Raw genomic sequence first — 26,057 nt, forward strand, 5'->3', positions numbered from 1 at the left:
CGCCAGCCTCGGATACCTGCCCCCGATCAGCAGAGCGCCGCTTCCACTGAACAACGTGCTGGGTTTACACAGCTAGCGCGATGCAACGAACCCCGGCCATGTGCCGGGGTTCGTCGTTTCAGGCCTGTTAATTTCAGCACTCAAACAAAAGCCCCGGCTTGCGGGGCTCTTGTAGAAGGCAGCGGCACTCAGATATCGAAGTCGTATTCGGCTAACTGCTTATGCAGGCGGCGTTCTTCGAGGAAGTTGTCGATGATGCGGCGTTTGGTCAGATTGGTCTTGGCGACTTCCACCGCAGGCTCGGCATCGTCCGCATCCTCTGCGACAAAGTCTTCGTCCAGTTCGAGGTCTTCTTTGTCAGTGCTCATCTATTCCACTCCAGGCCAGTGACTGGGGCCGTTTGCGCACCTTATAGCGGCAAAAATTGAGCGGGTAAAAAAGATTTTTTCAATCAGAGGATCGCCAGATTCTATGCCTGATCAATCGTCGGAGGTCTTGGCCTTGTACTCGCATAAATCTTCGATGCGACAGGCACCACAGCGCGGTTTGCGCGCGGTGCACACGTAGCGCCCGTGCAGGATCAGCCAGTGGTGCGCATCGAGCAGGTAATCCTTGGGCACGAACTTGAGCAGCTTCTTTTCCACCTCGACCACGTTCTTGCCCGGCGCAATGCCGGTGCGGTTGCTGACGCGGAAGATATGCGTATCCACGGCCATGGCCAACTGGCGAAACGCCGTGTTGAGCACCACGTTGGCGGTCTTGCGGCCGACACCGGGCAGGGCTTCGAGGTCTTCGCGGTTGTCCGGCACCACACTGCCGTGCTTCTCGATCAGGAGGCGGCAGGCCTCGATGACGTTCTTCGCCTTGCTGTTGTAAAGGCCGATGGTCTTGATGTATTCGGACAAACCCTCGACGCCAAGGGCATAGATGGCCTCCGGCGTGTTGGCCACGGGAAACAGCTTGGCCGTTGCCTTGTTGACGCTGACGTCGGTGGCCTGGGCCGAAAGCGTTACCGCCACCAGCAGCTCGAAGGGCGTGCTGTAGGCCAGCTCGGTCTTCGGCTCGGGGTTGTCCTCGTGCAGGCGACGAAAGATTTCCAGGCGTTTGGCAGCGTTCATTCGATGACTCCGGTAACGCGAACGCGGCGGCTTTGGGCGGGCAGCTCGGGCGCGGCGGCCTTGGCTCGCTCGGCGGCGATCTGGTCGATACGGTTCTTGCCGGCGATCAGCAGGCCGAGAACGATGAAGGCGCCCGGCGGCAGGATGGCCAGCAGAAAGCCACGGTAGTCGTGCACCAGGGTGAGTTTCCAGTCGGCGGCCATCGGGCCGAACAGCAGGTGCATGTTGGCGAACAATGCGCCGGTACCGAGCAGCTCGCGGATGGCGCCGATCAACACCAACACCGAGCCGAAGCCCAGGCCCATCATCAAGCCGTCATAGGCGGCGCGGGCCGGGTCGTGCTTGGCGGCGAAGCCGTCGGCGCGGCCGAGGATCACGCAGTTGGTGGTGATCAGCGGGATGAAGATGCCGAGGATTTGATACAGCTCGTAGGTGTAGGCCTGCATCAGCAGCTCGATGCAGGTGGTCAGTGCAGCGATGATCATGACGAAGGCCGGCAGGCGCACGGCAGTGTTGACTACACCGCGTACCAGCGATACGGCGGCGTTGGAGCAGATCAGCACCAGCGTGGTGGCCAGCGCCAGACCGAGGGCGTTGACCGTGGAGTTGCTTACCCCCAGCAGCGGGCAGAGGCCGAGCAGTTGCACCAGCGCCGGGTTGTTCTTCCACAGGCCGTTGAGGCTGATTTCGCGGTAACTGGTCATTGCTCGTCCTCCGCCAGGCCCAGCAACTGGGCGCGGTGCGTGTCGAAATAGCGCAGGGCGCCGTGCACGGCCTTGACCACAGCGCGTGGGGTGATGGTGGCGCCGGCGAACTGGTCGAAGTCGCCGCGATCCTTCTTCACCGCCCAGCCATCTTCGCCGGGGTCTGTCAGGGATTTACCCTCGAAGCTGCGTACCCAGTCGCTCTTGGCCAGTTCGATCTTGTCACCCAGCCCAGGGGTTTCCTTGTGGCTGAGCACGCGCACGCCGGCCAGGCGGCCATCGGCGAAGATGCCGACCAGCAGGTGGATGGCGCCGCTGTAGCCGTCCGGTGCGGTCACCGGCAGAATCAGTGCGCTGGGCTCGCCGCCCTTGAGTGCCAGATAGGCTGACTGTGGGCTGCGGTGGCCCAGCTCGGGGGCGTTGAGCTCGATGCGGTTATCCAGCAGGTGATTGTCGTAGCTGCCGGCCGGTAGGATTTCCGCCAGGGCACGCACCTGCGCTTCGCGCTCGGCGTTGGCGATGCGCTCGGCGGTTCCCTGTTGCAGCAAGGCGACGGCGCCGACGGTGCCGATGGCGAACAGGCCAAGCACCAGGGCGTTCTTCAGCATCGAGCGGCTGATTTCCGGCAGCATGCTCATTCTCCCAGCTTGAAGCCGCTGTTGGGCTTGCGATGGCCGTAGCTGCGCGGCCGGGTGTAGTAGTCGATGGTCGGCGCTGCCAGGTTCATCAGCAGCACGGCGAAAGCCACTGCATCCGGGTAACCGCCCCAGGTGCGGATCACGTAGACCAGCACGCCGACGCCGATGCCGAATACCAGGCGTCCGCGATTGCTGGTGGCGCCGGACACCGGGTCGGTGACGATGAAGAAGGCGCCGAGCATGGTGGCGCCGGTCAGCAGGTGGAACAGCGGTGAGCCGTTGGAGTCCGAGCCGCTGCCGTTCCAGAACAGCAGGCTCATGACGAACAGCGCGGCGAGCATGCCCACTGGCGCATGCCAGGTGATCAGGCGTTTGTGCAGCAGATACAGGCCGCCGGCGAGAAATGCCAGGTTGACCGCCTCGCTACCGGCGCCGCCGAAGCGACCGAAGGCCGGGTTGCTGGCGTGCAGCTCGTCGATGGTCAGGCTCTTGTTCACCTTCAGCGCGTCCAGCGCGGTGGCCTGGGCCCAGCCATCCGGGAGATTGGCGGTGCCGAGGATATGCTTGATGCCATCCAGTGCGGCGACGCCGTGTGGCGTGGGCCAACTGGTCATGTCGACGGGGAAGGAGATCAGCACCACCACGTAGCCGACCATGGCCGGGTTGAACGGGTTTTGCCCGAGACCGCCATAGAGTTGCTTGCCGAAGCCGATAGCGAAACCGCAGGCGACCAGCGTCAGCCACCAGGGCGAGTAGGGCGGCAGGGCGACGGCCAGCAGTACGGCGGTGACCAGGGCACTGTAGTCCTTGAGGAAGAACACCACCGGGCGCTTGCGCGCGGCCAGCAGCGCAGCCTCGAAGCCCAGGGCGCAGAGGCTGGCCCAGACCAGATTGAACAGGGTGCCGACGCCGAACAGCCAGGTCAGGGCGAGGATGCCCGGCACGCAGGCCAGCAGCACCTGCAGCATGACCTGCTGGGTACGGTTGCTGCCCGTGGCGTGGGGCGATGTGATACGGGGCAGGGCCATCGGCGCTCCGGTGGTTCTGGTGTTCATTCCCCGGATTGCATCCGGGCTACGGTGTCTTTGCCGCCCGGATGATCCGGCGCGACGGGTTATCTTTTGTAGCCCGGATGCAATCCGGGAAGGTTGTCAGGCCTGGTATTCCGCCAGCTTGCGTTCGGCTTCGCTCAAGCGTGTGCGCGCCTGCTCCAGCGCCTCGCCAGCGGCGTTGTCGTCACGCTCCAGCTTGCGCAGGTCGGCGCGGGCGAAGGCTACTTCGGTTTTCAGCGATTTCAGTTCGGCATCCACGCCAGGACGTTCGGTGCGCACCAGCTCCGGGGCTGGCTTGCCCGAGGCCGCCTCGGCGGCGTGCAGGGCTTGTTCCGCGGCAGCCAGGGCATCGCGCAGCGGTTGCAGTGAGGCTTCGTCGCTGCCGGCCTTTTCCGCCTTCTTCAGCTCGGCGCGTTTCATTGCCAGCTCGATCTTGGCCTTTTTCAGTCCATCGTCACCGGCGGGTTTGGCGGCCGGTGCCGGCGCTTGGCTCTGCAACTCGGCCAGGGCTTTCTCGGCGGCTTCGAGCTGCTGGCGTACACGGGCGATCTCAGCTTGTTGCTCGTCGTTCGGTGTTTCGATCTTCTCCAGCTTGCGCAGTTGCGCCTTGAGCATGGCCGCTTCGATCTTGGCCTTCTTCAGCGCTTCATCGCCTGCTGGCTTGGGCGCTGTGGCAGAAGTTGTCGCCTGGGCGTCGGCCAGGGCCTTCTGTACCGCTTCGGCAGCAGCACGCAGCTCTGTGACCTGTGCCTGCAGTTCGGGTGTGTCGTGGGCGGCCAGCTGTTTCTCGGCCTTCTTCAGCGCGACCTGGGCCATGCTGGCTTCGATCTTGAGCTTCTTCAGCGCTTCATCGGCCGGCGCCGCCGCCGCTGCAACAGGCGCTTCGGCTTGCGCGGCCTTGGCGCGGGCGGCTTTCTCAGCGCGGGCCTTGCGCTCGGCTTCCTTCTGCTCCTCGGCGCGGCGCAGGCGTTCCTGGCGTTGCTCGAAGCGCTGTTTGGAGTGTTCGGCCTTGAGCTGCTTCTGTTCCAGCTCGCGAATTTCCGCTTTGGCCACACGGTAGTACTGCACCAGCGGGATGCTCGACGGGCAGACGTAGGCGCAGGCGCCGCACTCGATGCAGTCGAACAGGTTGTGCACCTTGAGCTGCTCGTGCTCCTGACCGAGGGCGAAGAAGTGCAGTTGCTGTGGCAGCAGGCTGGCTGGGCACGCCTGCGCACATTCGCTGCAGCGGATGCAGGGCATGGCCGGTGGCGGTGGTGGCAGTTCGGCAGCTGTGCTGGCCAGCAGGCAGTTACTGGTCTTGATCACCGGCACGTCCAGCGATGGCAGGGTAAAGCCCATCATCGGGCCGCCCATGATCAAGCGGTTGATCTTGCTCGGGTTGAGCCCGGCGAAGGTCAGCAATTCGCCCACGGGCGTGCCGATCAACGCCTCGACATTGCCGGGGCGCGCCAGCGCTTCGCCGGTGAGCGTGGTGATGCGCGAGATCAGCGGTTTGCCCAGCAGCACGGCGTCGTGGATGGCCACACAGGTGCCGACGTTCTGGCAGAGGATGCCGATATCGGCCGGCAGGCCGCCGCTGGGCACCTCGACGCCGGTGAGAATCTGGATCAGCTGTTTCTCGCCGCCGGACGGGTACTTGGTGGGAAACACCCGCACCTGGTAGTCATGCCCGGCGCAGGCAGCACGTACGGCAGCGATGGCTTCGGGCTTGTTGTCTTCGATCCCGATCAATACCTGCTGCGGCTGGATCAGATGGGCGAGCACCTCGATACCGGCCACCAGCTCGGTGGCGCGCTCGCGCATCAGCACATCGTCGGCGGTGATATAGGGTTCGCACTCGGTGCCGTTGATGACCAGCGTGTGAATCTTCTGCGTTGGCCGTGCGGTGAGCTTGACCGCCGTGGGGAAGCCGGCGCCGCCGAGGCCGTTGATGCCGGCCTCGCGGATCAATGCCAGCAGTTCGGCTGGCTCCAGGCTGCGATAGTCGGCTGGCGGCGTCAGTTCGACCCACTCGTCCAGACCATCGCTGTCGATAACGATGGCCGGCGCCAGCATGCCGGAAGCATGCGGATAAGGCTGCTCACCGATAAAGGCGATGGTGCCGGAAGTCGGCGCATGCAGCGGCACACTGACGAAGCCGTTGGCGCTGGCGATCTTCTCGCCCTTGCGCACGCGTTGGCCGACGACCACGCAGGGCTCGGCGGCAGCGCCGATATGCTGGCCGAGCGGTAACAGCAGGTGCTTGGGTAGCGGCGCCTGCTGGATTGGCGTGCGGTTGGACAGCTCCTTGCGCTCGGCAGGATGGATGCCGCCAGGGATATCCCAGATACGTTCCTGTGCACTCATGCAGCCTGCTCCCGGTCACTGGCGATCAACTGGCCGGGTGCCAGCGGCTTTTCCCACTTCCAGCTCTGTACCGTGCTGCCGACTTCGATCATGTCGATGCAGTCCACCGGGCAGGGTTCGACGCACAGGTCGCAGCCGGTGCACTCGCTGACGATCACCGTATGCATCTGCCGCGCCGCGCCGACGATGGCATCCACCGGGCAGGCCTGGATGCATTTGGTGCAGCCAATGCATTCGGCTTCGCGGATGAAGGCGACCATCTGCGGCTTCTCGCCTTCCACCGCATCCAGTGGTTCGGGCTCCACATCCAGCAGGTCGGCCAGTGCGGCGATGGTCGCCTCGCCGCCGGGCGGGCACTTGTTGATCTTGTCGCCGCCGGCAATGGCCTCGGCGTAGGGTTTGCAGCCGGGGTAGCCGCACTGGCCGCATTGGGTCTGCGGCAGCAGGGCGTTGATCTGCTCGGCGATGGGGTCACCCTCGACCTTGAAGCGCACGGCAGCGAACCCGAGGATGGCGCCGGCGATCAGGCACAGCGCGAGCAGGGCAAGGACGGCGACCAAAACCAGGCTCATAGCTTGATCAGCCCGGAGAAGCCCATGAAGGCCAGCGACATCAGCCCGGCGGTGATCATGCCGATGGCCGCGCCCTGGAAGGACTTGGGCACGTCAGCGATGGCAATGCGTTCACGCATGGCGGCGAACAGCACCAATACCAGGGAAAAACCCAGCCCCGCAGCGAAGCCGTTGACGGTAGCGGTGACGAAGGTGAACTCGGCCTTGTTGGCGTTGAGCAGGGCCACGCCGAGGACGATGCAGTTGGTAGTGATCAGCGGCAGGAAGATACCCAGTACGCGATACAGCAGTGGGCTGGTCTTGTTCACCACCATTTCGGTGAACTGCACCACCACAGCGATCACCAGGATGAAGCTGATGGTGCGCAGGAATTCCAGATCCAGCGGTTTGAGCACGTACTGCTGCACCAGGTAGCTGCACATGGCGGCCAAGGTCAGCACGAAGGTGGTCGCCAGGGACAGGCCGATGGCGGTTTCGATCTTCTTCGACACGCCCATGAACGGGCACAGGCCGAGGAACTGCACCAGCACGAAGTTATTGACCAGGATGGCGCTGACCATGATCAGGACGAGTTCGGTCATCGGGTTGCCGTCGAGTGCGCAAAGGCCATAGGAAAAGGGCGCCTATTATCGGGAAGCGGCCCGGGCCATACAAGCCGAGTGCGGCGATTTGCCTGCGCTCGGCTGTGTTTCACGCTCAGCAGTCTGGCAGATTTCAGCGCTGGGTGAGGCGTCTCCACAACTTGCGCAGGCCGAGCGCCACCGGGAACAGCACGATCAGGAAGGGCAGGCTGTAGCCGACGAATTCGATGACGTTGGCGGTGCCTTCGATCAGGTTGTCCTGCAGGCGCGAGAAGGCGTCGCCGATGCGGTTGTGTTCGTAGCTGCTAGTGAAGGTCAGGGTCAGCAGGTTGGTTTCGAGGCGCCGCTGCTGCTGGGCGGCTTCCTGGGCGATGGTCTGCAACTGTACTTCCAGTGCGGCCTGCTCGCGGGCCAGGGCCAGCAGGTCGGCCACCGCCAGATCATTGCGTTGCTCGAACTGCTGCAGGGTGCGTTGCTGGTGCAGCAGTCGTTCGTGCTGGCGCTGGTTGTCGCTGACGGCCTGGGCCAGGTCTTCGGCATGGGTACTGCGGCTGACCAGCTCGCCGCCCGCGCTGGCTAGTTGGGTGAGCGGTTCGACGCCTTCCGGCACGATGCGCAAGGTCAGCTCGCCGCGAGGTGCGCGGCCACTGCTTTGTTGCGCACCCAGTAGGCTGCAGTTGCCGAAGCGGGCGGTCAGGCAGGCCTCACGGGTGCTGACGAGGTGCTCGCCAATCTGCTCGGCGGGCAGCTCGATTACCACCTGATGTTCGTAGGCCAGGTAGTTCCCGGCCTGGTTGCGCTCGCCCTGCAGCGCACCACCGCCCGGCGTATCGGGCGATGGCGAGCAGCCGGCGAGGGCAAGAAGGGGTAACACCATCCATGGTTTCATCGAGGCCTCCTGGCTCGTTCGTTACTTGACGCGCTGGCCAGGCTTTGCGCCGCTGTCCGGGCTGAGCAGGTAGATTTCCTCGCCACCTGGGCCGGCGGCCAGCACCATGCCTTCGCTGATACCGAACTTCATCTTGCGCGGCGCCAGGTTGGCGACGTACAGGGTCAGGCGGCCTTCCAGCTTGCTCGGATCCGGGTAGGCGGACTTGATGCCGGAGAACACGTTGCGTTTCTCGTCGCCGATATCCAGCGACAGGCGCAGCAGCTTGTCAGCACCTTCGACGAACTCGCATTTTTCGATCAGGGCGATGCGCAGGTCGACGGCGGCAAAGGCGTCGAAGTTGATCTCGGCGGCCAGCGGGTCTTTGGCCAGTTCGCCGTTACCAGCAGGTTTGCTGGCTTCGGCGGCCAGGTCTTCCTTGGAGGCTTCGGTCATGGCTTCGATCTTCGCCGGCTCGATGCGGGTCAGCAACGGGGTGAACGGATTGAGCTGGTGGTCGGCCAGCGGCGTGGTCAGGTCAGCCCAGGTCAGTGCCGGCACGTTGAGGAAGGCTTCGGCGTCGGCAGCCAGTTTCGGCAGCACTGGCTTGAGCATGATCACCAACTGGCGGAACAGGTTGATGCCCAAGGCGCAGATTTCCTGCACCTCGGCCTGCTTGCCTTCAACCTTGTTCAGCGCCCAGGGCGCCTTGTCGGCGATCCAGGCGTTGGCGCGGTCGGCCAGCGCCATGATCTCGCGCATGGCGCGGGAGAAGTCACGCGCCTCGTAGGCATCGGCGATGCTCGGTGCGGCGGCCTGGAAGGCATCCCACAGGGCGGGCTCGGGATTGGCCGTGACCAGCACGCCGGCATTGCCCTTGTGGATGAAGCCGGCACAGCGGCTGGCGATGTTGACCACCTTGCCGACCAGATCCGAGTTGACCTTCTGCACGAAGTCTTCGAGGTTCAGGTCGAGGTCATCGACGCCACGGCCCAGCTTGCTGGCGTAGTAGTAACGCAGGTATTCCGGGTTCAGGTGGTCGAGGTAGGTGCGTGCCTTGACGAAGGTGCCGCGCGACTTGGACATCTTCTGCCCGTTCACCGTCAGGTAGCCATGCACGTTGACTGCGGTCGGCTTGCGGTAGCCGGCGCCTTCGAGCATGGCCGGCCAGAACAGGGCGTGAAAGTTGACGATGTCCTTGCCGATGAAGTGGTACAGCTCGGCCGTGGAGTCCTTGCCCCAGAAGGCGTCGAAGTCCAGATCCGGGCGGCGTGTGCAGAGGTTCTTGAAGCTGGCCATGTAGCCGATCGGTGCGTCCAGCCAGACGTAGAAGTACTTGCCCGGCTCACCCGGAATCTCGAAGCCGAAGTAGGGCGCATCGCGGCTGATGTCCCACTCCTGCAGACCGCTATCGAGCCATTCAGCCAGCTTGTTGGCCACCGCCTCCTGCAGCGTGCCGGAGCGCGTCCACTGCTTGAGCATGGCCTCGAAGTCCGGCAGCTTGAAGAAGAAGTGCTGCGACTCCTTGAGCACCGGTACGGCGCCGGAGATGGCCGAGCGAGGGTTCTTCAGTTCGGTCGGCGCGTAGGTGGCGCCGCATTTCTCGCAGTTGTCGCCGTACTGGTCGTCAGTGCCACATTTCGGGCAAGTACCCTTGATGAAACGATCGGCGAGGAACATACCCTTCTCAGGGTCGAAATACTGGGTCACCGCACGGGTGGCAATATGGCCTTTGTCACGCAGCGCCAGGTAGATGGACGCCGACAGCTCGCGGTTCTCCTCCGAGTGGGTGGAGTGGTAGTTGTCGAAATCCACCAGAAAGTCGGCGAAGTCGGCCATGTGCTCGGCACGCACGCCGTCGATCAGTTGCTCGGGGGTGATGCCTTCCTTCTCGGCGCGCAACATGATCGCCGAGCCGTGGGCATCGTCGGCGCAAACGTAGACGGCCTGGTTGCCGCGCAGCTTCTGGTAGCGCACCCACATGTCGGTCTGGATGTACTCGAGCATGTGGCCGAGGTGGATCGAACCGTTGGCGTAGGGGAGAGCGCTGGTAACGAGAATCTTGCGGGCTTCGGTCATGGTGATCGGCTGCACTGGTAAAACGAGGGAAGTCGGCAACTATAAAGCAGCGGCAGGCTGCAAGCCACAAGCTGCAAGCAAGAGCGGATATATGCAGGGTCATGGTCGTGGTCAGACGTGTGCGGTGGGTCGCTGCTGTTAAGATGCGCATCTGATTTTTTGCCTGCCTTCTGGAGTTCTTGCATGAGTGCCGTCACCCGCGAAGCGGTCGAAGCCTGTCTGCGTCAGTTCACCGACCCCCATCTCGAGCTGGATCCGATCAGCGCCGGTTGCCTGCGCGAAGTCGACATCCAGGGCGCGCGCGTGGCCGTGCGCCTGGAGCTCGGCTACGCCGCCGGGCTGTTCAAGAACGGCTGGGCGCAGATGCTGCAGATGGCCCTGGAGAACCTCGAGGGTGTGGACAGTGCTCGCGTGCACGTCGACTGCGTGATCGATTCCCACCAGGGCCAGGCCCAGGTGCCGGCGTTGGTCGGGGTGAAGAATGTGATCGCCGTGGCCTCGGGCAAGGGCGGCGTGGGCAAGTCCACCACCGCCGCCAACCTGGCGCTGGCGCTGGCTCGCGAAGGTGCGCGGGTGGGCATGCTCGATGCCGATATCTACGGCCCCAGCCAGGGCATCATGTTCGGCATCGCCGAGGGTACGCGGCCGCAGGTCAAGGAGCAGAAGTGGTTCGTGCCGCTCGAAGCTCATGGCGTACAGGTGATGTCCATGGCCTTTCTCACCGACGACAACACGCCCATGGTCTGGCGCGGGCCGATGGTCAGTGGCGCCTTGTTGCAACTGATCACCCAGACCGCCTGGAGCGACCTCGACTACCTGGTGATCGACATGCCGCCAGGCACCGGCGACATCCAGCTGACCCTGGCGCAGAAGGTGCCGGTGGCCGGCAGTGTGATCGTCACCACCCCGCAGGATCTGGCTCTGCTGGACGCCAAGAAAGGCGTGGAAATGTTCCGCAAGGTGCATATCCCGGTGCTGGGTGTGGTGGAGAACATGGCGGTGCACATCTGCTCAAACTGTGGCCACACCGAACATCTGTTCGGCGAAGGTGGCGGCGAGAAGCTGGCCGCGCAGTATGGTGTCGAGCTGCTGGCATCGCTGCCGCTGTCGATGGCCATCCGCATGCAGGCCGATGAGGGCAAACCGACCGTGATTGCCGATCCGGAGAGCCAACTGGCGATGATCTATCAGGATCTGGCGCGAAAGGTGGGCGCGCGTATTGCCCAGGCGGGCAAGCCGGCCATGCCAAGCATCGAGATCAGCGAGGATTAAAAGCAGCCGCGTAGCGGCATCTGACTGCCCCTCTCCCATGAATGGGAGAGGGGAGACAGGCACCATCCAGGCCCCCATAAAAAAGCCCCGCACTGGGCGGGGCTCTTTATTGCAGCTTAAAAGCGCAGATCAACCAACGATCTGAACTTCTTCAGCTTGCATGCCTTTCTGGCCACGGGTAGCCACGAAGGAGACCTGCTGGCCTTCCTTCAGGGTCTTGAAGCCGTCAGCCTGGATGGCTTTGAAGTGTACGAAGAGGTCGTCACCGGATTGCGGGGTGATGAAGCCGTAGCCTTTCTCATCATTGAACCACTTGACGGTGCCGTTCTGACGATTGGACATGTGATGTCTCCTAAACAGAATTGATAACAGCCTCGGAAAAGCCCAGGCCGGGACTGAGTGCAACGAGTACTAGGAGTCGGACGATGTTTGGATCGAAATCTAGGCATCAAGTAGCGATTCGCGGTGACACATGCAGCACAGTGAACACACCATACGTGTTTTTATCGCCGAGTGCGAATGCTGGATGCAGCTTTTTTCGCAAATTATCCGCGAAGGTTCTGGCAGCGCTCTTTGAAGCCCGGCGCCAGCCTCGGTAAGATGCGTGCACTTTTTCGCAACGAACCATTCAGGACCTTCGCCATGAGCATCAAATCGGACAAGTGGATTCGCCGCATGGCCCAGGAACACGGGATGATCGAACCGTTCGTCGAGCGCCAGGTACGCGGTGCCGACGCCAGTCGCGTGATCTCCTACGGCGTGTCCAGTTACGGCTATGACGTGCGCTGCGCCGACGAATTCAAGGTGTTCACCAATATTCACTCTGCCATCGTCGACCCGAAGAACTTCGACGAGAAGAGCTTCGTCGACATCAAGAGCGACGTTTGCATCATTCCGCCGAACTCCTTCGCCTTGGCCCGTACCGTCGAGTACTTCCGTATTCCGCGTGACGTGCTGACCATCTGCCTGGGCAAAAGCACCTACGCGCGCTGCGGCATCATCGTCAACGTCACGCCGCTGGAGCCGGAGTGGGAAGGCCACGTGACCCTGGAGTTCTCCAACACCACCAACCTGCCGGCGAAGATCTACGCCAACGAGGGCGTGGCGCAGATGCTGTTCCTGCAGTCCGACGAGGCCTGCGAGGTGTCGTATCGTGATCGTGGTGGCAAGTACCAGGGGCAGAGAGGCGTCACCCTGCCGAAAGCTTGATCGACCAGGTCAGCAGCAGAAGCCGGGCAATGCCCGGCTTTTTCATGAGCAGCGTCATTGATCGAAAAGGCTGAATTTCCCGCGCGGGCAGCACTCAACTTGCCATAGCCCACGTTCAGGAGAACCTTCCATGTCCCTTGTCGATTTCAGCGCCGCTGCCATTCCCGGCCAGCCGGAACCCGATATTCCCGATCAGCCTGGTAAGCCCGTGCCCCCGCAGGAGCCGGGTGAGCCGACGGTGCCGGATCAGCCGCCACCGGTGCCGGTCGCCCTGTGCCGGCCTCGCGAGATTGTCGAGCGTTGTGTCGCACCGGCGGAGCGTGTCGCGGGCGAGTGGCATTAGCGCAGGTTTGCAAACGAAGAAGCCGGGCAATGCCCGGCTTCTTTTTCGGTCGGCGAGGATCAAGGAACCAGCGGTAGCTCGCGTTTGTGACGGCTGTTGTCGTACGTGCGCACGATGGTGGCATAGGCCTCGTCGCTGACCTTCTCGCCATGCAGGAAGGCGTCGATCTCGGCGTAGGTCACGCCGTGCGCTTCTTCGTCCGGTTTGCCTGGGCGCAGTTCTTCCAGGTCGGCGGTCGGGGTCTTCATCACCAGGTGCTGCGGTGCGCCCAGATGCGCGGCAATGGCGCGCACCTGTTTTTTCACCAGGCCGGACAGCGGGGCGAGGTCGCAGGCGCCGTCGCCGAACTTGGTGAAGAAGCCCATCACCGCTTCGGCGGCGTGGTCGGTGCCGATCACCAGGCCGTTGTTGGCGTTGGCGATGGCGAACTGGGCGACCATGCGGATGCGTGCCTTGATGTTGCCGACCACGAAGTCGCGACGGGCATCAGTGAGTTTCTGCAGGTGAGTGACCTGCTCGCCCAGACCCAGCACGCTGGCCGCGATATTGACGGTATCTTCCTCGTCGGCGCGGATGAATTTCAGCGAATCCTGGGCGTCGTGCTCGTCATGCTGGGCGTTGTGCGGCAGGCGCACGGCGATGAAACGGTAGGCGTTATCGCCGGTTTCCGTGCGCAGCTCTTCGACCGACAGCTGGGCCAGGCGCCCGGCGGTCAGCGAGTCGACGCCGCCGCTGATGCCGAGCACCAGTACCTTGAGGCCGGACTGCTTGAGGGTGTGCTTGATGAAGCGCTTGCGCCGCTCGATCTCCGCGATCAGCGCGGCGTCGTCGGCAAACGGCGGCACGACGTCGAGGGCGGCGGCAATTTCGGCTTGGCGGTTGCTCATGTCTGTGTCCTCACTGGGCGTCAGGGACGCGAAAGACGTGTTTCAGGTAGTGGACGAAGTTCTCGTCGCGGCATTGGGTCTTGCCGGGCGTATCGGAAATCTTGGCCACCGGCTGACCGTTGCAGGCGATCATCTTGATCACGATGTTCATCGGCTCGACGCCGGGGATGTCACAGGTCAGGTTGGTGCCGACCCCGAAGCTTACGTGGATTCGCCCGGAAAGTGCACGGTAGAGACGTAGCGACTTCTTCAGATCGAGCCCGTCGGAGAACACCAGAGTCTTGGTCATCGGGTCGATGCCGAGGCTCTCGTAGTGGGCAATGGCTTTTTCCGCCCACACCAATGGGTCGCCGGAGTCGTGGCGCAGACCATCGAAGAGCTTGGCGAAGTACAGGTCGAAGTCGGCTAGGAAGGCGTCCATGGTGATGCAGTCGGTCAGCGCGATACCCAACTGGCCACGGTACTCGCGTACCCAGCAGTCCAGTGCGGCGATCTGGCTGTCGATCAGGCGCGGGCCGAGTTGCTGGTGCGCCATCAGCCATTCGTGGGCCATGGTACCGATGGGTTTGACATCGAACTCGCGTGCCAGGTGCAGGTTGCTGGTGCCAACGAAACGGCCGGGAAAATCGCGTTTGAGGATGCGTACGGCCTGTTCCTGCACGCGATAGGAGAAACGCCGACGGGTGCCGAAGTCGGCCAGTTGGAAACCGGCCAGCTCGTCGTCGCTGGCCTCGCTGCGCAGCCAGTCGATCTTCTCGTAGAGACGCTCGGCCGCCTGCTCCAGCAGCACTTCGCGGTAGCGGTAGCGATTGCGCACCTCGCTGATGATCGCCAGCAGCGGCACTTCGAAGAGGATCACATGCAGCCAGGGGCCACGCAGACGAATGCTCAACTGGCCGTCTTCGATGCTGGTGTGGACGTAACGCAGGTTGAAGCGAAACAGGCTGAGGAAGCGGATGAAGTCCGGCTTGATGAACGGAATACGTTCGAGGAAAGCGAGCTGATCGACGGTCAGGCTCAGTTCGCTGAGGCGCTCGAACTGGTAGCGAATCTCGGCCAGGTAGGGCGTCAGATCCTCGCTGTTGCGGCAGCGGAACTCCCATTCCACTTCGGCGTTGGGGTAGTTGTGCAGCACCGCCTGCATCATGGTCAGTTTGTACAGGTCGGTATCGAGCAGGTTCTGCACGATGCGGTCGGCGAAGATGCTGTCGCTCATCCTTGTGTCTCCAGGGTCAGGGTCGCTTCCAGCTCTTCCTGGCTGGCGGCGAGAATGATGCCGGCGTCCACCATCGCTCGGCTGGCGATCGAGGCCGTATCTTCGGCGATGGCGCGGCAGGCGGGCAGATAGACGATTACCTCGAAACCTGTACGACGCAGTTGCAGGGCCGTGGTCTTGACGCAGTAATCCAGTGCCAGGCCGCCGACCACTACATGGTCGACGCCATTGTGCCGGAGAAATTCGATCACGCCCGTGCTGCGCTTCTCGGCCAGGTCGTGGTAGCAGGCGCCGTAGGGGTGCAGATCCGGCTCCACGCCTTTCCAGACGAAGTAGTCGTAGTCCAGCGGTGCGGGGAGGCCGTCGAGCAACTCGAAGCCTTGGGTGCCCGGTACGCAGTGGCTGACCCAGGTCAGATCGGCGTTGGCCAGGGGCAGGGCGCGGAGCATCTCGGCGTGGCTGTCGACCACCCAGGCGGCTTGCGGGCTGTGGGCATCCTTGCTGCCGACGCGCACCTGCGCGTAAGCGGCCATCTGATTCAGCGCCGGGACGATGGCATCGCCACCGGGCACGGGCAGCTCGCTCGGGCATAGCGGGGTGAAGCCTTTCTGGGCGTCTACATCGAAGCTGGCGATCTTCATGGTGCGCCTCCTTCCTGAGCATGGGGTGACTACATATTTCATCTGATGAAATATGTAGTCAAGCGTTTTTTATCATCCAGAGGTGAAAAGCGCGGGCTTATTGGTCAAGATGAAATAAGTGCGAGGAGACGTGAGGGGCGCGATGAGTGCAGTGGAGGTTTTGGCAGGCGTCGACATCGTGGCGTTGCGCCTGGGAGAGGCAGGTTTGCAGGTGCTGTTGCTGCGCCGTCAGCGTGAGCCCTATGCCGGGCAATGGGCGTTGCCGGGTGTGCTGGTCAACGGCCGTTGCGCCGATGCCAGCCTGGACGCCGCCGCCGTGCGGGCGCTGGCGGAAAAGGCGCGTTTGCAACCGCAGCATCTGGAGCAGGTGGCCACGGTGGGCAATGGTGTACGTGATCCGCGTGGCTGGTCGCTGAGTACCTGCTACCTGGCGCTGCTCGCGCCGGACGTCGAGCCTCAGGATGAAAATCTGCGTTTCGCCGACTTGCAGGCGGTGATAGGGGGGCAGCAGGCGCTGCCGTTCGATCATGCCCACCTGGTGCGCCTGGCTGCCGAGCGTCTGCAGGGCAAATCGGTTTACAGCTCGCTGCCGCTTTATCTGCTGGCGCCACGCTTCAGCGTCACCGAGGCGCTCGCGGCCTTCCAGGCCAGCCTGGGTGAGCCGGTGCAGCACACCACGTTGCGTGGACGCCTGGAGCGCATGAAGGCGCAAGGCTGGATCATCGATACCGGCGAGAAGAACTACCCGAAGATGGGGCGCCCGCAGATGCTGCTCGAGCACCGCCCGCAGGCCGGGGCAGCCTTCATTTTCGACCGCAGCCTGTTGGCCTGAGGTCGAGTGTAGAAAACGCAGGCAAAAAAATAGGCGCCAGAGGCGCCAGGGGAGCATTGCAATCGATGCATAGGTTCTGAGCCTGCGATCTCTGCGAAGTTCAATTCCGGCTGATTTTTCTGCAGGCAAAAGAAAAGGCGCCAAGGGCGCCTTAAAGATGATCTATGGAGTAAGTCGATTATTCAGAGCGTGGCGCTTAGCAAAAGGTTCAGCGCCTGCCGACGAACGGTCGCTACTTGCCCGGCATCAGCAACAGACGTTGGCTGCCGTAGACCTTGTCCAGATTCTGCGCCTTGAACGGGAAGCTCATGTAGCCGCCCTTGAGCCAGGACTCGATGCCATCGGCATAGTGCGGGCTGGCCGGGTTGCTGGACTGCCCCGAACTGTTGACGCCGATCAGCGGCTCGTCGGCAGAGAAGTCGACGACAATGCGCATCGCTGGAATCAGGAAGGTGTTGAAGTCCTGTCCCCAGGGGTAAGCCGAGACGTTCAGCGTGCTGTGGTCGCCACCGGCCGGGTAGGGGCCGCGATCCAGGTAGCCTTTGAACGCATTGATGCTGCTGCGCTGGCTGGCGCTCATGTAGGGCGCCATGCGGGTGGTGTCGGTGACCCACTCGTAGGTGTGCAGCTTGCCCCACTGCCAATTGCGCCGTTCGCTGCCCAGGCGGCTTTCCAGCAGGTCGATGCTGGCGGCCAGGCTGCGCGCCAGGATGGCCGGCTTGTCTTCTTTCTGCGCGGTGCGGACGTCATCCCAGAACGGGCTGTCAGGACGGCCGAGCAGGTGATCGGCCTGCGCCGAGTAGGAGGTATTGGCGGTTTCCAGCAGAGCCTTCCAGGCCGGGCTGCCTTCGGGGCCGAGTTCGTCGAGGAAGATCTGCCGCGCGCTTTCCTGCAGGAAGGCGCCGTAGACGGCCGCATCGGCAGAGGTGGCGGCAAGCTTGCCATCGAAGGCCAGCAGGCGCTTCAGTGCCTCCTCGGCGCGTTCGCGCTGGCCAGCTGGCAGGGCGGCGATGGCTTGGCGCAGCGAATCATGCATGGCCGGATCATTGAACATGGCCTGCAGTTTGGCGACGAAGGGTGAGGTCTGGTCGTACTGCATGGCGATCATGCTGCGCGCATCGTGGCGACCGTTGCCGGCCAGTTCGGCGATGCGCTCGGCGCGCTCCGGGTAATACCAGGAGCTGGACAACTGCATGCCGTAGCCCGGCGGCACGCTGCGTTCGTTGGCCGTGCCCAGCCAGCCCTGTGGCGGATCCTGGTCATAGGGATGCAGCATTGGGTCGGCGTAGCCATCCCAGGCATAGCGGTCGTCCCAGCCGGGCGATGGCATCAGGCCGCGACCTTCCCGACGGTTCGGGTAGCGCCCGGTGACCTGCCAGCCGATGTGCTGAGCATCGGCAAAGACGATGTTAAGCGGCATGGCGCGGATTTCCCGCGCGGCTTCGAAGGCTTCGTCCACCGATTGGGCGCGGGACAGGTCGAAGAAAGCATCGAGGCTCTTGTCGCGCTCGAACAGGGCGGTCTTCAGGGCCAGGCCATAACCACTCTGTACGGGTAGCGGTTGCAGCATGTTCTTGCGCTCGCCCAGCACGGTATTGAGCAGCGGGCCATTGCGGGTCTCGTACAGGGTTTCGCGGATCGGCCGTTGGCCCTTGATGAAGAAGGTTTCCTGGCGCTCGCTGACCGGCAGCCACTTGCCGTCGGCCTGGTACATCAGGCGACTGCCTTCACGCTTGATGCGTTCGAGGAAGATGTCCTGGTTGTCGCCCATGACCATGGTCATGCCCCAGGCCAGCTTGCCGTTGTAGCCGGCGACCACGGCCGGTACGCCGGCCAGGGAGATGCCGGCAGCCTGGTACTTGGGCGAGCGGATCTGCACGAAATTCCACAGCGACGGCATGCTCAGCGGCAGGTGCGTGTCGTTGGCCAGCAGGCTCTTGCCGCCACGGCTGCGCTCGGGGGCGATGGCCCAGTTGTTCGAGGCGGCGACGCCGAGCATGTGCTGGTCGGCGATCTGCGCAGCGGTGCGCGCCATCGCCTGCAGGCCGGGTAACTGGCCCTTGAGATCGAGGCCGGCGAGCTTCTCCGCTTCGGCGAAGGGCAGCGGCTCGTCCGGGTAGATCGGCAGCAGCCAGGGCAATTTGTCCACGCCCACTTGCTGGGCCATGGTCAGTGCGGCGATTTCTTCCTGCAGGTTCACCGACAGGCCGAAATTCAGCAGGCAGAACAGCAGCACCGAATCTTCGGGTTTCCAGTATTCGGGGCGATAGCCGGATTCGGCCAGATCCATCGGCAGGCGATCGCGGTAGCGGAACAGGTAGGCGTTGACGCCACGTGCGTACACCTCGAAGAAGCGCTTCAGGCGCGGCGAGGCGTCGGCGTAAAGGATCTCCGCGCTCTTCTTCAGGTTCACCGCGCGCATGAATCGATCCATCTCCAGCGCGCCTGGTCCGGTCATCTCAGCCAGGCGTCCCTGGGCCAGCAGGCGCATGCCGACCATCTGGCTGAGACGGTCGCCAGCATGCACGTAGCCGAGGGTGAACAGGGCGTCGTGGAAGGTGCTCGACTCGATCAGCGGCATACCCAGGGCGTTGCGCCGTACCGATGCGCTCTCGGCCACGCCCTTGACCCGCTCCACGCCACGGGTGGGCGGCACGCTGTCGGCGTAGCGGCTATTGAGCAGGGACTGGCAGCCGGCGAGGCTGATCAGGGAGGCGGCAAGCGTCAGGCGGGCCAGCGTGCGCATGGCGGATTTCCTTGGTATGCGTGGGCAAGGCCGATCCTGTGTCGATCGGCCACAAAGGCGCCAAGGTAAAGAGGCCGTCGCAGCCTGGCAAGAGGGACTCAGGCGTTCGTGCGTGCGCGCCTGAGCCCATCGTCGAGCAGCCAGCGCGCCGCCGTGCGGGCGGCGGCCTTGTGCTGCAGTTCCAGTTCGTTGAAGCGCTTCTCGAAGCGGCGCCGCTCGGTCTTGTCCAGCGCCTTCCAGGCGGCGTGGGTCGGAACGTCGGCAGTGGCGTCGAAGATCAGGTGGAACACCTGGCAGCGGCTGTCATTGCTCAGGGCACTGTCATAGTTGTCGAGCAGCACCTTGATGCGAATGGCGCCCTCGATCAGCGGCAACTGCTCGTCGAGCAGGCTGCTGGCGAGGATGTTCAGGTCGCCGCCGAGCCGATCCTGGCGTTCCTCGCGGGCTTCATCCTGGGCGCGTTGCTGGGCCCAGACGCGGCGCCAGAGGTGCCAGGCGTAGACAGCCAAAGCCGCGATCAGCAGCAGGCCGGCGAGCAGCAGGGACAAGGTCAGAGTGGTCATGCGCGGTTCAGGCGCCGTGGCACTTCTTGAATTTTTTCTGGCTGCCGCACGGGCAGGGATCGTTGCGGCCGACATCCTTCAGCGCGTTGCGTACCGGCTCCTGATGGCCGTGGTTGCAATGCGGGCCGTGCACATGGCCGTGATCGTGATGATCGTGGTCGTGGTTGCAGTCAGGGCCGTGGACGTGGGGTTGGTTGCTCATGGGGGTTACTCCGGGATGAAATCGCCGGGAATTATCTCGCCATTGCGCGACATGTGCACGCTGCGGCTGAACAGCATGCCTGTTTTCACCTCGCCCTTGAGGCTATAGCGGATCGGCTTGTTGGGTTTTTCCAGCATCTTCACCACCTGGCGTACATGACGCCAGAGGTTGGTGCGTACCGGAATCTCGAAGGTGTGGTGGCCGTGAGCTGGCACGGTAAACCACTCGCTGGAGGAACCTTCTGCCAGGGGAATGTCGTTGAGGGTGACGTCGTAGTCCAATCCACGCACCGGCAGGCTGACGCCGTTGGGGTTGTCGATGCGAAAGCGCAGGCGAAACTCCTGCTCGAGCAGCTTGGCCTTGATCACGTCTACCTTGATGAGTCGGACATCCGGGTCCTTGAAACCACCCGTCATCCAGGTGGAGCATCCTGCCAGGCCTGAAGTCAGGCCCAAAAACATCAATAGGCTGATAATTCTTATCGTTTGCGCCTGAGAAAACATTTCATACCCCCATTGCGCCCCAGTGTAACAAGCAACCGCTTGGCTGCAACCTGGGGGGCGTCAATTATTTTCCGGGTGCCCCGATTCGCCTGTTGGGTAGCCTAAGCCGCTGTTTGTAGTGCGTTCGACCGGTTTTGCCTGACGCTGTGGTCGGCGCTGAGACGGCGTCGTTGTGAGCCGGAAAAAACCTGCGCCATACTGAGTGCCGAATAGGACAGGAGTGTGACCATGAGCCGCTATGAGATCGCCTTTTCCGGACAACTGGTGCCGGGTGCCCAGCTGGAGCCGGTGAAGGCCAACCTGGCCAAGTTGTTCCAGGCCGATGCCCAACGCATCGCTCAGCTGTTCTCCGGGCGCCGCATCGTGATCAAGAACAATCTTGATGCCGCCGGTGCCGAGAAGTACCGGGTAACACTGGAGCGAGCCGGAGCGCTGGTCGAGGTGGTCGACATGGACATGCCGATCGAGGAAGTGGAGTTGGCGCCGCCGCCGCCGATGGAGCCGCCGAGTGTTCCTGTCGCCCAGGCCGGGCGTCCAGGGCGCTTGCAGGTTGCGCCGCGTGACGAGTACATGGCGGCTTTCAGCAATGTCGACGCGCCGGACTTCGGTATCGCGCCGGTCGGCAGCGACCTGCAGGATGCCAGGCCGGAGGCCGAGGCGCCGCAGGTCGACCTGTCGCAGTTCAGTCTGGCGCCGGTGGGCAGCGATATGGGCCAGGCACGGGCTGAGGCAACTGCACCACCGCCGGATACCTCGTACCTGAAGTTGCAGGATTGAGGTAACCGCACGGCTGCAACTCTCCAAAAAACGCCGCGCTGCCATGGCCGTGCGGCGTTTTTGCATCTAGCCCGCCTGGTTCGTGCACTTGGCTTCGGCTTCCTCGGGCTTGAGCTTGCGCACGCTGATGTAGAACAGCTCACAGGTCTGCAGTTTGCCGGTCACCTGCCATTTCTGCGTGCAGCCATCGAGAGTCTGCTGCGCATTGGCTGACGGCTGCTGACCCATGCCGGCTTGCCAGCAGGCCGCACTGAGATCCTGACCCATGACCTTGATGCCATTGGCGTCGGCCTTGGTCTGGTTGCCCCCATTATTGGCCGGGTCGGCTGCATACCAGATGTAGCTGGGGTGGTTGGCGCCCAGTACCGCGACCGTCTGACCGGGCGCGGCGGTGATCTGGCCCAGGCCCAGCACTGGCAGGGTCACCCCGTATTGCTGCTGGATCCAGCTGCGCACCGGGCTGCCGAAGGCAACCATGGGCAGACTGGTGCCCCCCTTGCCCGCACTGAGTTCGCTGACCATCCGTTGCTGGTAGCTGTTGAAATAGTCGTAAACGCCCTCCAGCGAGCTACCGGCGCTGGCTGGTGCGGCAATGGGCGCGATGTCGATGATGGTCTGGTAGGCCGGTGTCTGCGTCGCCGCAATGCCGTTGTAGGTGAGCAGCGCTGCCCAGCGGTCGGTGGTGCTGGAGCGCAGGTAATCCTGCGCCTGGGTCAGGGAGTAGTCCGGTGGGAAGTGCAGCAGCTCGACGCTCTTGCGATTCTCCAGGGCCATGCCCAGGGGCAGGAAGAAATACCAGTTGTACTGCCATTTGCCGTCGCGGTTCAGCCGGCTGGCACCGTCGTAGGCCAGGTCGCCGGCGTCGAGCAGTTCTTCGAGCGGTTTGCCGTAGTCGGCCGGCACACCCTTGAAATGGGCGTGAATGCGCTCGCCTTCGCGTTTCACCTCGACGCTGGCCTGGGCATAGCCATCGCGTTGCAGGCTCTGGTCGAGGTAGTGCTCGACCGTCTGTTCCAGCGTCCAGTCGCGATAGCAGATGACGTTGCAGTTGTTGGGGTAGGCGAACAGGCGTGTGACGCGCTGGCTATCGCCCAGGTCGATGAAGCCGCCCGAGTGTTCATGGGGCGTGCTGACGCAACCGGCCAGCAAGCTGGCCAGAAAGAGGGCGATACCACGTTGCTTGTGCATGTGCTTCTCCTTGTTGAGCGCGGGCGATTGGCTGGCCCGAAGTGATCAACTCAAGCAGAAGCCGGTGCGCTTGTCAGGGCATATTCAGCCCAGGTAAGCGCTGCAGCATTTCTTGAACTTCTGGCCGCTGCCGCAGGGGCAGGGATCGTTGCGGCCAGCCTTGAGCGGCGCGGTGGGGTCGATGAAGTACCAGTGGCCCTCGTGCTGCACGAAAGCCGAGCATTCGCGATGGCTGTGCTCGCCGTTCTCGTCATGCCAGCGTGCAGTGAAGGTGACCTGGGCATGTTCGGGCTTGCCACCGAAGACTTCGCTGCTTTCCACCTCGAGGCCGAGCCAGGTGCTCTGGGCGCTCCAGGCGGCGATGGCGGTGCGATCCAGAAGCGCTTGCTGAGCTGGCAAGGTGGTTGCCACCAGGTAGTCCACCAGGCCCAGTACATAGGCGCTGTAGCGCGAGCGCATGAGTTGCTCGGCGCAGGGCGCCGGGGTGCCGGCATGGTAGCGGCCACAGCACTGTGCGAGCGGGTTGCCACTGCCACATGGGCAGTTGGAAATAGCGGTCGTCATCGGCTCACCACCAGTATTTGCCGAAAAGTTCGGGGTTGGCCCAGAACTTTGCGTTCAACCAGTCGGGAACTTGCTTGTAATCGAGTAGATCATAGGTGAACAGATGTAGCACTTGGCCTTCACGCTGGAAGCATTCGCTGGCCTGCATGGCCAGGGCGTAGAAGTCGGTTTCCTGCCAGTCGCAGGCGTGCATGTCCACCAGGGTGGCGACGCGGCTGGCATTGAGGTTGCGAATGCCGCCGAGCAGCTCGAGGCCTTGCTTCTTGGACAGGTGCTCCAGGCAGTCGACCAGCAGGGCCAGGTCGTAGCGCTGGCTGCGCAGTTCGGTGGACAGCGGGGCCGCCGGGGCGATGTCGATGCGGCATTGTGGATGAGCCTCCTGGAAGGCGCTGACGGCCGGCAGGGCGCTGGCGCCTACCAGCAGCAGGTGCTGCGGGGCATAGCGATCGAGCAGGGCGGCCAGGGCCTGCTGAGGTGTACGGGAAGAAGGATGGCGGGTCATCTGGCGTCCTCTAGCTGGGAAGCAAAGGCTAACCCAGTGCGTCATTCACTGCCATTGCGGCAGGGAACGCGCCAATGCGGCGCATGCATCACCGTGGAAAAGGGCATAACTGGCGTATCACTCCATAGCCGTCTTTACTGGTTGAGGATCGGTTATGGGCCGATGAACATTGGAGACCTAAAATTATGAGTATCACAAGGAACGCAGTACCCCTGATTCTGGCCGGCACCCTGTTGACCGGCTGCGCTGGCGTGCAGAAAACCGACTGGCCGACCTGTGCCGCCGTCGGCGGTGTGGGTGGCGCGGCATTGGGGGCGATCGAAAGTTCTAGCTGGGCGGGCGGCGGCGCTCTGGTCGGTGCGGGTATGGGTGCAGCCTATTGCTGGGTGCACGGTGCCGATTCGCAGAAGGTTGCTCAAGTCGAGGAAGTGGTCGTCGAGCAGGAAGAAGTCGTGGTCGCCGAGCCGGCTGAAGCCGTGCGGGTCGAGCTGGACGTCAAGTTCGACTTCGACAAGGCCCAGGTCAAGCAGGAGAGCTACGGCGACATCAAGGCGCTCGCGGACTTCATGAAACAGTATCCGTCCACCAGCACCGTGGTCGAAGGTCACACCGACTCCGTGGGCAGCGATACCTACAACCAGGGCCTGTCCGAGCGTCGTGCCAAGGCCGTGCGTGACGTCCTGGTCAATCAGTACGGTGTCGAAGGCAACCGCGTCAATGCCGTGGGTTATGGCGAGTCCCGTCCGGTGGCTGACAACGCCACTGCCGAAGGCCGTGCCATCAACCGTCGTGTAGAGGCTGAGGTCGAAGCGCGTCCCTGACCCTCGCCTGTCAGCGCAAGCCCCGTCTGGCTCCGGCCAGGCGGGGCTTCGTCATTTCTGGCGTGCAGGCGCCTGGATATCGCGTGTTGCTCTGGTGGTTGCCCTCGCGACCGGTTAACGTGCTGCACCCAACTAGAAGAATGCTTACACGAGGGCGGCGATGAAGGTACTGATGATGCTTGGCAAGGCACTTGCGGGGGCGTTCTGGCTGGTTTTTGCGGCGGCACTCGGGCACTGGCTGGATAGCCCGTTCCAGCAGATGATCTACCTGCTCGCCGCCTGCCTGCTGGTACTGCATGCTCTGCAGCTGTGGCTGTTCGTCAAGGTGCCGGCAACCGGCGCCAGCCCCTGGCATGACCGTTTCCAGGTCATGCTGTTCGGTATCTTCCATCTCTATGCGCTAGCGAAGCCCGAAGCCCCAGCGGTTGCGAACGCGGAGGTGGCCCATGCGTAAACTTGCCTATGCACTGTGCTTTTGCGCGGCGACAGCCATGGCCAACTCGCAGGTCAGTGTCGCCAGCAACACCCTGATGCGTCTGCCGACTTCGGCAAGCGTGCTGCATCTCGACCGGCTCGAAGTGGCGGATCAGGCGACCCTGCTGATCCCGCCCTCGGTCACCGAGCTGCATATCGGCCAATTGCTGATGGGCCGTGACGCCCGTATTGGTGTCGCGCCGAGCGATCAGCCTCTGCGCATCGAGGTGCTCGATGCCGATGTCGCGGATGGCGCCTGGATCAGCGCCAAGGGCGCGGCAGGTACCTACAACCATCCGGCTACACCGGGCCGTGAGATCCGCGTGAAGATGCACAAACTGACGGTGGAGTCGCTGACCCTCGACGTGCGCGGCGGCCGTGGCAGGCCCGGCTATGCCGGCCTCGATGGCGCCCACGGTCAGCCCGGCGGCTGCACCTGGGGCAGTGCCAGCGCCGGTTACGACGGCCAGGATGGCAGCGACGGTCATCCGGGTGCTCCGGGCGGCAAGGTCATCCTGGAAGTGCCGAACGAAGTGGCGCAGGAGAAGTTGCAGGTGCTGCTCGACGGTGGTGCCGGTGGTGAAGCCGGCAGCGCTGGCAAGGCCGGGCGTGGCGGCGCAGCCAAGGATTGCTGGCTGTATGGCGTCAAGGGTGCGCCGGACGGCAGCCCAGGCAAGCCGGGGCGCCCGGGTAGCGCCGGCCCCGATGGCGACTTGCAGGTACTGCGTTTCTAAGAGCCCGTGCGCCGGGTGCGAGCCCGGCGCTTGTCCGCCGATTCAGAAGGAAGGGCGCATGGCCACCAGCGCGATCAGCGCCAGGCCGATCAGCAGGTTGCTGCCCACCACGCGGCGGATGCGCCCCAGCACTTCGCCGCCAGCCGGCCAGTTCTCCGCTTCCACCGCGCGGCGCAGCTCCGGCAGTTGCAGGGCTTGAATACGCAGGAACAGCGCCAGCATCACCAGATACAGCCCCATCATGATGTGCACGTAGCGTGGTGCGCCGTCGAAGCCGCCATAGCCCGCATGCAGCATGCCCATGCCGGTTACCGGCAGCACCAGCACCGCGACCCAGACCCAGACGAAGAAGCGCTTGAACACGTTCAGCCACAGGCGCAGGCGGGCAGGGGCTTCCAGCACCTCGACGGCGGCGGGACGCAGGATCATCCAGGCGAAGAACATGCCGCCGACCCAGATCAGGGCTGCCAGCAGGTGCAGGGTGTAGAGCGGTGCGTAGAAAGTCATCGGGCCTCTCCTGTCGATTCTTGTCATGCTCGTTCAGCACAGGGTTCTGCGCCGGATCGATTGGCGCGCTATGATAGCGGCCGCTCCGCGAATACTGAAAATTTATCCAGCCTTT

The 26,057-nt window shown here is 63.4% G+C and carries 29 protein-coding genes and 1 pseudogene; 8 read left to right on the forward strand and 22 right to left on the reverse strand.

The genetic code is table 11. The features are described from left to right. Window positions 1–188: 188 nt before the first annotated feature. The 10 genes from VC352_RS21300 to metG all read right to left on the reverse strand — a co-directional run bounded on the left by VC352_RS21300 (window position 189) and on the right by metG (window position 9,961). Window positions 189–368 (reverse strand): PA3496 family putative envelope integrity protein, encoded by a 180-nt coding sequence (locus VC352_RS21300; protein ID WP_159970462.1) that lies wholly within the window; start codon window positions 366–368, stop codon window positions 189–191. Window positions 369–479: 111 nt separating this feature from the next. Further along, on the reverse strand, window positions 480–1,118 hold the full coding sequence (gene nth / locus VC352_RS21305) for an endonuclease III (RefSeq protein ID WP_322981508.1): 639 nt from the start codon (window positions 1,116–1,118) through the stop codon (window positions 480–482). Then, window positions 1,115–1,822, reverse strand: a complete 708-nt coding sequence (locus tag VC352_RS21310; protein ID WP_322981509.1) for an electron transport complex subunit E — start codon at window positions 1,820–1,822, stop codon at window positions 1,115–1,117. The genes nth and VC352_RS21310 overlap by 4 nt, the downstream gene beginning before the upstream one ends. Further along, window positions 1,819–2,454 (reverse strand): electron transport complex subunit RsxG, encoded by a 636-nt coding sequence (gene rsxG / locus VC352_RS21315; RefSeq protein WP_322981510.1) that lies wholly within the window; start codon window positions 2,452–2,454, stop codon window positions 1,819–1,821. Before rsxG ends, VC352_RS21310 begins: the two co-directional genes overlap by 4 nt. A 2-nt stretch (window positions 2,455–2,456) precedes the next feature. After that, window positions 2,457–3,488: an RnfABCDGE type electron transport complex subunit D gene (locus tag VC352_RS21320; protein ID WP_322981511.1), complete on the reverse strand. Its 1,032-nt coding sequence runs from the start codon at window positions 3,486–3,488 to the stop codon at window positions 2,457–2,459. A gap of 123 nt (window positions 3,489–3,611) precedes the next feature. Beyond that, window positions 3,612–5,861: an electron transport complex subunit RsxC gene (gene rsxC / locus VC352_RS21325; RefSeq protein ID WP_322981512.1), complete on the reverse strand. Its 2,250-nt coding sequence runs from the start codon at window positions 5,859–5,861 to the stop codon at window positions 3,612–3,614. Next, complete coding sequence (gene rsxB, locus VC352_RS21330; RefSeq protein WP_322981513.1) at window positions 5,858–6,433, reverse strand: electron transport complex subunit RsxB; 576 nt, start codon at window positions 6,431–6,433, stop codon at window positions 5,858–5,860. Before rsxB ends, rsxC begins: the two co-directional genes overlap by 4 nt. Beyond that, complete coding sequence (gene rsxA, locus VC352_RS21335) at window positions 6,430–7,014, reverse strand: electron transport complex subunit RsxA (protein ID WP_277374313.1); 585 nt, start codon at window positions 7,012–7,014, stop codon at window positions 6,430–6,432. Before rsxA ends, rsxB begins: the two co-directional genes overlap by 4 nt. Window positions 7,015–7,147: 133 nt before the next feature. Beyond that, window positions 7,148–7,903: a DUF4349 domain-containing protein gene (locus VC352_RS21340; RefSeq protein WP_322981514.1), complete on the reverse strand. Its 756-nt coding sequence runs from the start codon at window positions 7,901–7,903 to the stop codon at window positions 7,148–7,150. Between the two features lie 21 nt (window positions 7,904–7,924). Continuing rightward, window positions 7,925–9,961, reverse strand: a complete 2,037-nt coding sequence (gene metG / locus VC352_RS21345; RefSeq protein ID WP_322981515.1) for a methionine--tRNA ligase — start codon at window positions 9,959–9,961, stop codon at window positions 7,925–7,927. 183 nt (window positions 9,962–10,144) lie between these two features. Between metG and apbC the strand changes: the two genes are divergently transcribed. Beyond that, window positions 10,145–11,233, forward strand: coding sequence for an iron-sulfur cluster carrier protein ApbC (apbC, locus tag VC352_RS21350; protein WP_322981516.1), 1,089 nt, complete (start codon window positions 10,145–10,147; stop codon window positions 11,231–11,233). A gap of 129 nt (window positions 11,234–11,362) precedes the next feature. On the opposite strand, the gene VC352_RS21355 is transcribed toward apbC, so the two are convergent. Further along, window positions 11,363–11,575, reverse strand: a complete 213-nt coding sequence (locus tag VC352_RS21355; protein WP_268178504.1) for a cold-shock protein — start codon at window positions 11,573–11,575, stop codon at window positions 11,363–11,365. 300 nt (window positions 11,576–11,875) lie between these two features. Between VC352_RS21355 and dcd the strand changes: the two genes are divergently transcribed. After that, complete coding sequence (dcd, locus tag VC352_RS21360) at window positions 11,876–12,442, forward strand: dCTP deaminase (protein ID WP_322981517.1); 567 nt, start codon at window positions 11,876–11,878, stop codon at window positions 12,440–12,442. Between the two features lie 130 nt (window positions 12,443–12,572). After that, on the forward strand, window positions 12,573–12,785 hold the full coding sequence (locus tag VC352_RS21365; RefSeq protein ID WP_322981617.1) for a hypothetical protein: 213 nt from the start codon (window positions 12,573–12,575) through the stop codon (window positions 12,783–12,785). A gap of 59 nt (window positions 12,786–12,844) precedes the next feature. On the opposite strand, the gene nadE is transcribed toward VC352_RS21365, so the two are convergent. Genes nadE through VC352_RS21380 form a run of 3 tightly spaced genes read right to left on the reverse strand, consistent with a single transcriptional unit; the run spans window position 12,845 to window position 15,571 of the window. Beyond that, window positions 12,845–13,672 carry an ammonia-dependent NAD(+) synthetase gene (nadE, locus tag VC352_RS21370; RefSeq protein WP_322981518.1) on the reverse strand — a complete coding sequence of 276 codons (828 nt, stop codon included), beginning with the start codon at window positions 13,670–13,672 and terminating at the stop codon, window positions 12,845–12,847. A 10-nt stretch (window positions 13,673–13,682) separates the two neighbouring features. Then, entirely contained in the window at window positions 13,683–14,888 is a 1,206-nt protein-coding gene (gene pncB, locus VC352_RS21375) for a nicotinate phosphoribosyltransferase (RefSeq protein WP_322981519.1), read from the reverse strand. Next, on the reverse strand, window positions 14,885–15,571 hold the full coding sequence (locus tag VC352_RS21380; protein WP_416340223.1) for a nicotinamidase: 687 nt from the start codon (window positions 15,569–15,571) through the stop codon (window positions 14,885–14,887). Before VC352_RS21380 ends, pncB begins: the two co-directional genes overlap by 4 nt. Before the next feature lie 100 nt (window positions 15,572–15,671). Between VC352_RS21380 and VC352_RS21385 the strand changes: the two genes are divergently transcribed. Continuing rightward, the gene (locus tag VC352_RS21385; RefSeq protein ID WP_322981521.1) at window positions 15,672–16,361 is read left to right on the forward strand and encodes an NUDIX hydrolase; all 690 of its coding nucleotides are present in this window, start codon (window positions 15,672–15,674) and stop codon (window positions 16,359–16,361) included. A 232-nt stretch (window positions 16,362–16,593) separates the two neighbouring features. Here the strand turns inward: VC352_RS21385 and VC352_RS21390 are convergent, their stop codons facing one another. The 4 genes from VC352_RS21390 to VC352_RS21405 form a co-directional block, all read right to left on the reverse strand. Further along, complete coding sequence (locus VC352_RS21390) at window positions 16,594–19,107, reverse strand: penicillin acylase family protein (protein WP_322981522.1); 2,514 nt, start codon at window positions 19,105–19,107, stop codon at window positions 16,594–16,596. Window positions 19,108–19,205: 98 nt separating this feature from the next. Then, on the reverse strand, window positions 19,206–19,670 hold the full coding sequence (locus tag VC352_RS21395; RefSeq protein WP_322981523.1) for a DUF2489 domain-containing protein: 465 nt from the start codon (window positions 19,668–19,670) through the stop codon (window positions 19,206–19,208). A 7-nt stretch (window positions 19,671–19,677) separates the two neighbouring features. Next, the gene (locus VC352_RS21400; RefSeq protein ID WP_037049080.1) at window positions 19,678–19,872 is read right to left on the reverse strand and encodes an SEC-C metal-binding domain-containing protein; all 195 of its coding nucleotides are present in this window, start codon (window positions 19,870–19,872) and stop codon (window positions 19,678–19,680) included. Window positions 19,873–19,877: 5 nt separating this feature from the next. Next, window positions 19,878–20,375 (reverse strand): LEA type 2 family protein, encoded by a 498-nt coding sequence (locus tag VC352_RS21405; protein WP_322981524.1) that lies wholly within the window; start codon window positions 20,373–20,375, stop codon window positions 19,878–19,880. A gap of 228 nt (window positions 20,376–20,603) precedes the next feature. Here VC352_RS21405 and VC352_RS21410 point away from each other — a divergent pair, with 228 nt between their 5' ends. Then, on the forward strand, window positions 20,604–21,152 hold the full coding sequence (locus VC352_RS21410) for a hypothetical protein (RefSeq protein WP_322981525.1): 549 nt from the start codon (window positions 20,604–20,606) through the stop codon (window positions 21,150–21,152). A 66-nt stretch (window positions 21,153–21,218) separates the two neighbouring features. On the opposite strand, the gene VC352_RS21415 is transcribed toward VC352_RS21410, so the two are convergent. The 3 genes from VC352_RS21415 to VC352_RS21425 all read right to left on the reverse strand — a co-directional run bounded on the left by VC352_RS21415 (window position 21,219) and on the right by VC352_RS21425 (window position 23,406). After that, window positions 21,219–22,340: a hypothetical protein gene (locus VC352_RS21415; protein WP_322981526.1), complete on the reverse strand. Its 1,122-nt coding sequence runs from the start codon at window positions 22,338–22,340 to the stop codon at window positions 21,219–21,221. 84 nt (window positions 22,341–22,424) lie between these two features. Continuing rightward, on the reverse strand, window positions 22,425–22,904 hold the full coding sequence (locus VC352_RS21420; protein WP_322981527.1) for a YchJ family protein: 480 nt from the start codon (window positions 22,902–22,904) through the stop codon (window positions 22,425–22,427). 4 nt (window positions 22,905–22,908) lie between these two features. After that, window positions 22,909–23,406 carry a DUF6231 family protein gene (locus tag VC352_RS21425; RefSeq protein WP_322981528.1) on the reverse strand — a complete coding sequence of 166 codons (498 nt, stop codon included), beginning with the start codon at window positions 23,404–23,406 and terminating at the stop codon, window positions 22,909–22,911. Window positions 23,407–23,873: 467 nt separating this feature from the next. On the opposite strand from VC352_RS21425, the pseudogene VC352_RS21430 reads away from it, so the two are divergent. From VC352_RS21430 to VC352_RS21440, 3 genes and pseudogenes are all read left to right on the forward strand, one after another. Beyond that, a pseudogene (locus tag VC352_RS21430) lies at window positions 23,874–24,227 on the forward strand (OmpA family protein); the annotation flags it as partial. Between the two features lie 160 nt (window positions 24,228–24,387). Next, window positions 24,388–24,681: a DUF1145 domain-containing protein gene (locus VC352_RS21435; RefSeq protein WP_322981529.1), complete on the forward strand. Its 294-nt coding sequence runs from the start codon at window positions 24,388–24,390 to the stop codon at window positions 24,679–24,681. Further along, a complete protein-coding gene (locus VC352_RS21440) occupies window positions 24,674–25,435 on the forward strand; it encodes a collagen-like protein (protein ID WP_322981530.1) in 762 nt (253 codons plus the stop codon). The genes VC352_RS21435 and VC352_RS21440 overlap by 8 nt, the downstream gene beginning before the upstream one ends. 42 nt (window positions 25,436–25,477) lie before the next feature. Here the strand turns inward: VC352_RS21440 and VC352_RS21445 are convergent, their stop codons facing one another. Next, window positions 25,478–25,942, reverse strand: a complete 465-nt coding sequence (locus VC352_RS21445) for a CopD family protein (RefSeq protein ID WP_322981531.1) — start codon at window positions 25,940–25,942, stop codon at window positions 25,478–25,480. Window positions 25,943–26,057 lie beyond the last annotated feature (115 nt).

The sequence above is a fragment of the Pseudomonas sp. C11 genome (genome assembly GCF_034683865.1).
Classification (GTDB): Bacteria; Pseudomonadota; Gammaproteobacteria; order Pseudomonadales; family Pseudomonadaceae; genus Aquipseudomonas.

Bases quoted from the DNA above. Each gene is read 5' to 3' on its own strand.
- VC352_RS21300 (WP_159970462.1), bottom strand. From the start codon at position 368: ATGAGCACTGACAAAGAAGACCTCGAACTGGACGAAGACTTTGTCGCA.
- nth (WP_322981508.1), bottom strand. From the start codon at position 1,118: ATGAACGCTGCCAAACGCCTGGAAATCTTTCGTCGCCTGCACGAGGAC.
- VC352_RS21310 (WP_322981509.1), bottom strand. From the start codon at position 1,822: ATGACCAGTTACCGCGAAATCAGCCTCAACGGCCTGTGGAAGAACAAC.
- rsxG (WP_322981510.1), bottom strand. From the start codon at position 2,454: ATGCTGCCGGAAATCAGCCGCTCGATGCTGAAGAACGCCCTGGTGCTT.
- VC352_RS21320 (WP_322981511.1), bottom strand. From the start codon at position 3,488: ATGGCCCTGCCCCGTATCACATCGCCCCACGCCACGGGCAGCAACCGT.
- rsxC (WP_322981512.1), bottom strand. From the start codon at position 5,861: ATGAGTGCACAGGAACGTATCTGGGATATCCCTGGCGGCATCCATCCT.
- rsxB (WP_322981513.1), bottom strand. From the start codon at position 6,433: ATGAGCCTGGTTTTGGTCGCCGTCCTTGCCCTGCTCGCGCTGTGCCTG.
- rsxA (WP_277374313.1), bottom strand. From the start codon at position 7,014: ATGACCGAACTCGTCCTGATCATGGTCAGCGCCATCCTGGTCAATAAC.
- VC352_RS21340 (WP_322981514.1), bottom strand. From the start codon at position 7,903: ATGAAACCATGGATGGTGTTACCCCTTCTTGCCCTCGCCGGCTGCTCG.
- metG (WP_322981515.1), bottom strand. From the start codon at position 9,961: ATGACCGAAGCCCGCAAGATTCTCGTTACCAGCGCTCTCCCCTACGCC.
- apbC (WP_322981516.1), top strand. From the start codon at position 10,145: ATGAGTGCCGTCACCCGCGAAGCGGTCGAAGCCTGTCTGCGTCAGTTC.
- VC352_RS21355 (WP_268178504.1), bottom strand. From the start codon at position 11,575: ATGTCCAATCGTCAGAACGGCACCGTCAAGTGGTTCAATGATGAGAAA.
- dcd (WP_322981517.1), top strand. From the start codon at position 11,876: ATGAGCATCAAATCGGACAAGTGGATTCGCCGCATGGCCCAGGAACAC.
- VC352_RS21365 (WP_322981617.1), top strand. From the start codon at position 12,573: ATGTCCCTTGTCGATTTCAGCGCCGCTGCCATTCCCGGCCAGCCGGAA.
- nadE (WP_322981518.1), bottom strand. From the start codon at position 13,672: ATGAGCAACCGCCAAGCCGAAATTGCCGCCGCCCTCGACGTCGTGCCG.
- pncB (WP_322981519.1), bottom strand. From the start codon at position 14,888: ATGAGCGACAGCATCTTCGCCGACCGCATCGTGCAGAACCTGCTCGAT.
- VC352_RS21380 (WP_416340223.1), bottom strand. From the start codon at position 15,571: ATGAAATATGTAGTCACCCCATGCTCAGGAAGGAGGCGCACCATGAAG.
- VC352_RS21385 (WP_322981521.1), top strand. From the start codon at position 15,672: ATGAGTGCAGTGGAGGTTTTGGCAGGCGTCGACATCGTGGCGTTGCGC.
- VC352_RS21390 (WP_322981522.1), bottom strand. From the start codon at position 19,107: ATGCGCACGCTGGCCCGCCTGACGCTTGCCGCCTCCCTGATCAGCCTC.
- VC352_RS21395 (WP_322981523.1), bottom strand. From the start codon at position 19,670: ATGACCACTCTGACCTTGTCCCTGCTGCTCGCCGGCCTGCTGCTGATC.
- VC352_RS21400 (WP_037049080.1), bottom strand. From the start codon at position 19,872: ATGAGCAACCAACCCCACGTCCACGGCCCTGACTGCAACCACGACCAC.
- VC352_RS21405 (WP_322981524.1), bottom strand. From the start codon at position 20,375: ATGTTTTCTCAGGCGCAAACGATAAGAATTATCAGCCTATTGATGTTT.
- VC352_RS21410 (WP_322981525.1), top strand. From the start codon at position 20,604: ATGAGCCGCTATGAGATCGCCTTTTCCGGACAACTGGTGCCGGGTGCC.
- VC352_RS21415 (WP_322981526.1), bottom strand. From the start codon at position 22,340: ATGCACAAGCAACGTGGTATCGCCCTCTTTCTGGCCAGCTTGCTGGCC.
- VC352_RS21420 (WP_322981527.1), bottom strand. From the start codon at position 22,904: ATGACGACCGCTATTTCCAACTGCCCATGTGGCAGTGGCAACCCGCTC.
- VC352_RS21425 (WP_322981528.1), bottom strand. From the start codon at position 23,406: ATGACCCGCCATCCTTCTTCCCGTACACCTCAGCAGGCCCTGGCCGCC.
- VC352_RS21435 (WP_322981529.1), top strand. From the start codon at position 24,388: ATGAAGGTACTGATGATGCTTGGCAAGGCACTTGCGGGGGCGTTCTGG.
- VC352_RS21440 (WP_322981530.1), top strand. From the start codon at position 24,674: ATGCGTAAACTTGCCTATGCACTGTGCTTTTGCGCGGCGACAGCCATG.
- VC352_RS21445 (WP_322981531.1), bottom strand. From the start codon at position 25,942: ATGACTTTCTACGCACCGCTCTACACCCTGCACCTGCTGGCAGCCCTG.